General features: G+C 49.5%; 7 protein-coding genes. 3 read left to right on the top strand and 4 right to left on the bottom strand.

What is annotated here, in order from left to right; all coding sequences use genetic code 11:
- The 3 genes from G451_RS33660 to G451_RS0112410 all read left to right on the top strand — a co-directional run.
- A partial coding sequence (locus G451_RS33660) for a transposase (RefSeq protein WP_027185300.1) occupies nt 1-322 on the top strand: 322 nt, incomplete at its 5' end.
- The gene (locus tag G451_RS29155) at nt 205-714 is read left to right on the top strand and encodes a BMP family lipoprotein (RefSeq protein WP_051261442.1); all 510 of its coding nucleotides are present in this window, start codon (nt 205-207) and stop codon (nt 712-714) included. The genes G451_RS33660 and G451_RS29155, both read left to right, overlap by 118 nt.
- Nucleotides 715-748: 34 nt before the next feature.
- Entirely contained in the window at nt 749-1,942 is a 1,194-nt protein-coding gene (locus tag G451_RS0112410) for a GGDEF domain-containing protein (protein WP_027184515.1), read from the top strand.
- A gap of 64 nt (nt 1,943-2,006) precedes the next feature.
- Here the strand turns inward: G451_RS0112410 and G451_RS0112405 are convergent, their stop codons facing one another.
- The 4 genes from G451_RS0112405 to atpE all read right to left on the bottom strand — a co-directional run bounded on the left by G451_RS0112405 (nt 2,007) and on the right by atpE (nt 6,192).
- On the bottom strand, nt 2,007-4,112 hold the full coding sequence (locus G451_RS0112405; protein ID WP_027184514.1) for a hypothetical protein: 2,106 nt from the start codon (nt 4,110-4,112) through the stop codon (nt 2,007-2,009).
- Between the two features lie 95 nt (nt 4,113-4,207).
- A complete protein-coding gene (gene truA, locus G451_RS0112400) occupies nt 4,208-5,032 on the bottom strand; it encodes a tRNA pseudouridine(38-40) synthase TruA (RefSeq protein ID WP_342663759.1) in 825 nt (274 codons plus the stop codon).
- An 81-nt stretch (nt 5,033-5,113) separates the two neighbouring features.
- Nucleotides 5,114-5,761 (bottom strand): redox-sensing transcriptional repressor Rex, encoded by a 648-nt coding sequence (locus tag G451_RS0112395; protein WP_169727874.1) that lies wholly within the window; start codon nt 5,759-5,761, stop codon nt 5,114-5,116.
- Between the two features lie 107 nt (nt 5,762-5,868).
- Nucleotides 5,869-6,192, bottom strand: a complete 324-nt coding sequence (atpE, locus tag G451_RS0112390) for an ATP synthase F0 subunit C (RefSeq protein ID WP_027184511.1) — start codon at nt 6,190-6,192, stop codon at nt 5,869-5,871.
- Nucleotides 6,193-6,232: the final 40 nt, after the last annotated feature.

The raw sequence follows: 6,232 nt of genomic DNA, 5'->3' as shown, positions 1-6,232 counted from the left end.
CCTAAAACAGGTTGGAGATACACAAATCCTCATCCCGAAGCCGCCGAAGAAGAAAGACTCGCGACATCAGCGCCAGAAGGCCCGGCAACGCTTCCGCCGTCGAGCAGGCATCGAGCCGGTGATCGGCCATCTCAAGCACGACCACCGCATGGCGCGGAGCTACCTCAAGGGCGCGGTCGGGGACACCATCAATCTGTTCATGGCATGTGCGGCGTTCAATCTCAGAAAGCTGATGCGGAAGCTGGGAAGTCTTTTTGCGCTCCTGGCGTTTCTGCTCCTCGGAGGAGGCGCGAACCAGAGACCGGCGGCAAGCATCACATAGGCGCTAAAACGGTTTTTTCAGGCTCGACTATTTATCAGGCTGCAGGCGGTGCCGGTCCGGCTGTTCTTGAGGCCGCAGCCAAGCGAGGGAAACTCGGCATCGGGGTTGATCGCAATCAAAATGGTCTCTTTCCCGGTTATGTGCTGACGTCGATGATCAAACGCACCGACCAAGTTGTCTACGCCGCCCTTATGCATGCCTGGCGAGGAGTCTGGCGTGATAACATCAAGCACTTTGGTATTGTACAAAATGCCATCGGGCTTATTTTTGATGAAAACAATGCCAATCTCGTCACAGACGATATGCGCCAGCGTATTGAAACTCTCAGAAGTAAAATTGCTTTGGGAGAAATCCACATACACGATTATGTGACTGATAATAGCTGCCCCTAGCGACCAGCAGGCAGACTCTCGCCAAAGAGTAGCGATGTTGAAATTTATGAAAACAAAGTTTACCGGGATCGCATCATTCATTGCGGCAGCCCTTATCCTTGGTTTTTTAATTCCCTTATCCGCCGGGTTAACATATTCTTGGTTTGTTGAACGAGGACGCATTGAATCCGAACTCGAGAGATTTCACAGCAATACAGTAAATTTTTTATCACTTAGTGTTGAAGATGCCCTCCTTTCATTCTCTCCGAACGACGCGCAAAATGCCGCTAAAGTCATCATTCACGACCCGCGCGTATTGCAAATTGAAGTTTTTTCGTCACTGTACGACATGTTTCTTGTCCAATTGGACAAACAGCCCATTGATCCTGATGCGTATCCGCTCACACTCCAAAAAGATATTGTCGCTGGAGGCGAAGAGATTGGATATGTAAAAGTGACGATTGATCGCGAGTATTTTTTTGACAAGTTGGATCGTGAACAAGTAAATATATTGATTCTCTTCCTTGCCATGCTCATGGGAGGTCTTGCAGTCGTGGTCCCGGCTATTTACTTCAAGATTCTCCGCCCCATTAATTGTTTGACACGACAGGCACAAATTCTTTCCGCTGGTCACTTGGAAGTCGCATTTACCTGGCAAGGCTCCGATGAATTGACGAACCTGGGGAAAACCTTTGAAACGATGCGCCAAAAGTTACGCTCCAGTTTCCAACAGATTCATGACCTTGCTATCAAAGATGAATTGACCGGCCTCTCCAATAGACGCGCTTTTGTCGAAACAGTCGGTTTGGCGTTGGCACAAAGCAACCGCTACGATAAACCCCTGTCCCTGGTCATGATTGATATCGATTATTTCAAAAGAATCAATGACACCTTGGGACACGTGATGGGGGATCGTGTTTTGAAAGAATTCGCCTTTGTTATCCGATCCTCAGTGCGAAAATCCGACATTGTTGCACGCATAGGAGGGGAAGAATTCGCGTTATGTATGCCGGAAACTTGCCTTGAAGACGCCTGCCTTGTCACAGAAAAAATTCGTCAGAACCTTGCTGCGCATCATTTCCCTGAAAATCAACATATTACCGCAAGCTTCGGTGTTGCGCAGCATCAAGGAGCGACATTCGACCAGCTTCTTGAGCGTGCCGATACGGCCCTCTACCGAGCGAAAAACAGCGGTCGTAATCGTGTGGAAGTCAGTCCCAATACTGCGCAACCGAACATCACGCATTGAGCGACGAGCCGCAGCATCCCCATGGGAGGAAGATCTCTCAATGATTTCTATTGATCTTCACACTCTACCCCAACAAATCAACCAACCGTGATCGTTTTGCCAGGTCGTTTTCAGTCTGTGGCAAGCGGGTTGCCGATATAAACGTTGTTTGGGGAATAAGAAACGACTCAAGCCCCACTGAACGAACATCTTCAATGGTGGAGGTCAACGCAGGGACCAATCCATTCGGCTCATCCCACAGCGTTTCACGCGCTTCGGCCGGATACTGCGACAACCCTTGCCAAAGTTTTTCAAAACCAACCCAAAGCGTCTTATTCTTTTCCGACTGCACAAACCCGAGCTGTGAAAGACCGGACATATTGGAAGAAATAGGATCATTCAGTGTCGAACTCAAGCCGGATTTGAAATTGGCTGTATTGACAGAAAGAAATCCATTGAGATCGTTCATTGCCGTTACAATGTCATTGACTTGCGCTTCCAAGCCATTAATTCCCTTGACCACAGTCATGGGAAGTCCGCCAGCGAATTCATCTTCAACTTCGAACACAACGCGTCCGGAATCCTGCGAATAGACGTTATTTGATGACGTATATTCCTCCCCGTTCACAAAGAGATTCCCATCTTGCCCTGGTTGTTTGACATCGAGTCCGAGACTACTCAAAAAACCGGAGCCACCATCATCCAGGCCAAGTCGTTGGCCGATCTTTGCATCGAGAAGACTCAATTCCAAAGAGATGGCATTGTCAAAGTAGACGGTATGATCCGTAATCAACTCGCTACGTTGGGTGATATCGAGAAGTTGGCCCGCAATTTGATCAGAGGTGTTCATTGCTGAACGGCTCACAGCATCAAGAACATCCTCCCAAGTCCACCCGGCCTGCACCGTAATATGCGCGGTTTCACCATAAATAGGATCAGTCAATCCAAGAGTGCTCAGCAATCCTCCCGATCCATCTGTCAAACTGAAGTCTTCACCAAGAAACGGGTCGACAGTATGGATGTCGAGCACCTGACCATCGCTAAAACTGAATTCCGTGGTGGAAGACGGAATGTTGGCATCTTTCAATTCGGCGTCGACCCCAGGCATGGGAAATGACGTATTATAACTGGTCAGGGGTCCAGAATTTCCCGTTGTCGTCAGCGCATAGGCCGCTTCGGCATTAATCGCACCGGACACTTGTCGGAGAATATCTCCCCAGGACGCATTGGCACCGATTTCAAGCGCAACCGTGCGTGTCTCGTCACCGAGCGTAAAGGAAAAATCATAGGTTCCAGCGGCCACTGTGGAGGTTTCTTCCGGATCGAACACATCCGAAATATACGATGTACGCGCATCAGTATCATTAAGACTAATGCCGAAATCATAGCGACCGATATCTAACGTGGTATCGCCCTCACGATCAAAAACACTGGAAGCATATGTTGTAGGTTTTGCCAACTGCGTACTCGACACCGAGTATGGAAGAAGTTTTGCCGGAGTAATCGGACTCCGCTCTTCGCGCATATTCAATTCGTCGGCTAACAGATGTCCCGAAGTGTCTGCTAACGATACATCTTGATCCGTTTTCGAAGGGTTGACCGATAAGGCAAGCATATACCCCGTCCCCGGAGCCGAAGTCCCCAGGCTAAACGCTGTATTTTGACTGACGACCTGTGCATATACTCCGCTATCACCTCCATTGATGGCACTGGCCACATCATCGAGCACATCGACCCAACTCTCCGATTCCGTGGCGTCAACGCTCAAAGAGTCTATTGTGGACCCACGTTGGACTTCAAAGCTATAGGTTCTTGCCTCTTCGCTATTGACGAAATCGTCTTTCTGAAATCCTCGAGAAAAATATTTGAAATAGGGCTTGGCTTGCGATGCCGTCAGGACAGTGGCTTTCACCGGTCCATTACTGCTGGAGTTTGTAATGAGGCGAGATTGTGCCCACGGTGATGTGGATTGCGGCCAGGAGAATCGAGAAAGTGCGGATTCCAGGTTGGATAACTTACGGCTGAGAGTCGCGGTGAGATTCGTCGTCAACCCGGTAACCGGCGCAGACAAAGGCTCTCGATCAAACGATCGGTCTACTCTCCGAATCGCATCGATTTCCCGTTGAACTTGTTTTTCCCCCTCAGTCAGGGGAGCTATTTGCCCGGTTTTCCAAAAGTTAGAGATATCCATACGGTTATCCGTGAAGTCATACCGGCCCCGCCTTGCTGGATGACAAGATTGAAGAGTTATCGTGTCTTCTTCATCGGACAACACGCAGAGAAAGTTTAGGGGGACGTGTCATAGACGATGGACTCCAGGGTCAACCCTTTGGAAGGAGCAGTCGGAGGTGCCAAGGCTCGATTCTTTGAGAGCAAGATGGCCTCGACATCCTCGGCGCAGAGCTTCCCTTTGCCAGCAGCCACAAGACAACCAACCATATTTCGCACCATCTGTTTGAGAAAGCCGGTTCCGGTAAATCGCCAAACAGATTCAAATTCACTTTGCCCCGGACATCGCGTGACAGCAACAAGTTTTCGCACCGTATCTTTTACAATGCTTCCTTGATTCTGAAATGCAGAGAAATCTTTTTCTCCGACAAGTACGGCAGCAACGTCCTCCATGGCTGCAAAATCTACCTTTCCCACCCGCCAAACATATTTTCGACGTTGGGGAAAGACAAACTCCATATCGTGCCAGAGGACGTATGCGTAGGTCTTATGCTTGGCACCAAATCGGGCATGAAAGGTATCTGGCACGGGAGCGGCTTCAACCACACAAATATCGTGAGGTAAATGCGCATTCAGCGCTTTTCTCCATGGCAAGCCAGATCGGTTTGCCGGGATATCAACATGCGCGACAAGCCCCAACGCATGCACACCGGAATCGGTTCTGCTCGATCCCTGGACACGTACCGGCTGTCCTGCAAGTTTGGCTACAGCATCTTCAAGCACGGCCTGCACCGTACGCCCCTGTGTTCCGGCTTGAATCTGCCAGCCCTGATATCGTGTTCCATCAAAGGCGAGAACGAGTTTCAGGCGTTGCATCATAAGAAAAGGATTCGCTTTACGGTAAGAAGCAATGGATAGATACCGCGGCGAATTCGAAAGCATGACCGCGGCATGAGTCGATGAAAAAGCGCTCAGTATGTGATGCGCTGAGAGTGCACCGCAGTGCTCCTCGGGTGAGAAAAACTAGTCTGACTGTCTGTCGAGCGTTATGTTAAACGCAACAGCGTAGAGATGATGGAAAAAGTCAACATATTCAACATGGACATGATCCGGAGCTTCAATGCGGGCAGGAGCAAAATTGATAATACCACGCACCCCCGCTTCCGTAAGATAATTACATGCCCGCTGAGCTCGCTCGGCTGGCGTCGTAATCAGTCCCATCTCAATATCTTTTTCTTTGACGATATCTTTGAGGCGACGGGAACAGATGACTTCGAGACCAGAAATTTCTTCACCGATCTTAAATGGATCACAGTCAAATGCGCCAACAATATGAAAACCGCGACGTCTAAAATCTTGATGACGCAACAGTGCCTTCCCTAGATTGCCAACACCAACAAGCGCTGCGCGCCACGGGCGATTGATACCCAATGACTGCTTGATGGAAGAAACGAGATCCTTCACATAATAGCCGACGCCACGGACGCCAAATTCACCAAAATACGCAAGGTCTTTGCGTATCTGAGAGGGGTTGACGTTACACGCCTTAGCCAATGTTTCCGAAGAAACGACTTCGGCACCCTCTCGAGAAAACGTTTCCAAAATCTGGACATAAAGGGCAAGCCGCTTGATAGTCGCTCTGGGGATATGTTCGCTTTTGAGGGGCACGATAGTTTCTTTTTATTACATGTTTCGATGAGTAATGTGAAAGAAGGAACAATCTATACAAAAAAATGGAGGCCGACAAGGTCGACCTCCATTTTTTTGTCAATAAAGTCTTAGCCAATGAAGGGGTTGGCGAAGAGCAGGATCAAGTTAACAACCAAGGCGTAAATGGCCAAGGATTCGATGAAGGCCAGACCCAGAATGAGGGTAACGGTGATTTTACCACCAGCTTCAGGATTGCGAGCGGTGCCTTCACAGGCGGCGCGCAGACCCAGGCCCTGACCCAGACCACAACCAGCGGCAGCAATGGCCATACCAATGGCGGTGGCGAGAGAAGTCATGGAGACAACTTCAGGAGCAGCTTCAGCGGCGAAAGCAACGCCAGCAAGGGCAACCAGAGCAACGGTGTTCAGGGCGGTAAGAAGCAGTTTACGCATTGTGGATTCCTCCAAAAAGGTTGTATTGTGTTGGTCTTAG

The sequence above is a fragment of the Desulfovibrio inopinatus DSM 10711 genome (assembly GCF_000429305.1).
Classification (GTDB): domain Bacteria; phylum Desulfobacterota; class Desulfovibrionia; order Desulfovibrionales; family Desulfovibrionaceae; genus Alteridesulfovibrio; species Alteridesulfovibrio inopinatus.
This window is presented reverse-complemented; position numbering and strand designations above follow the sequence as displayed.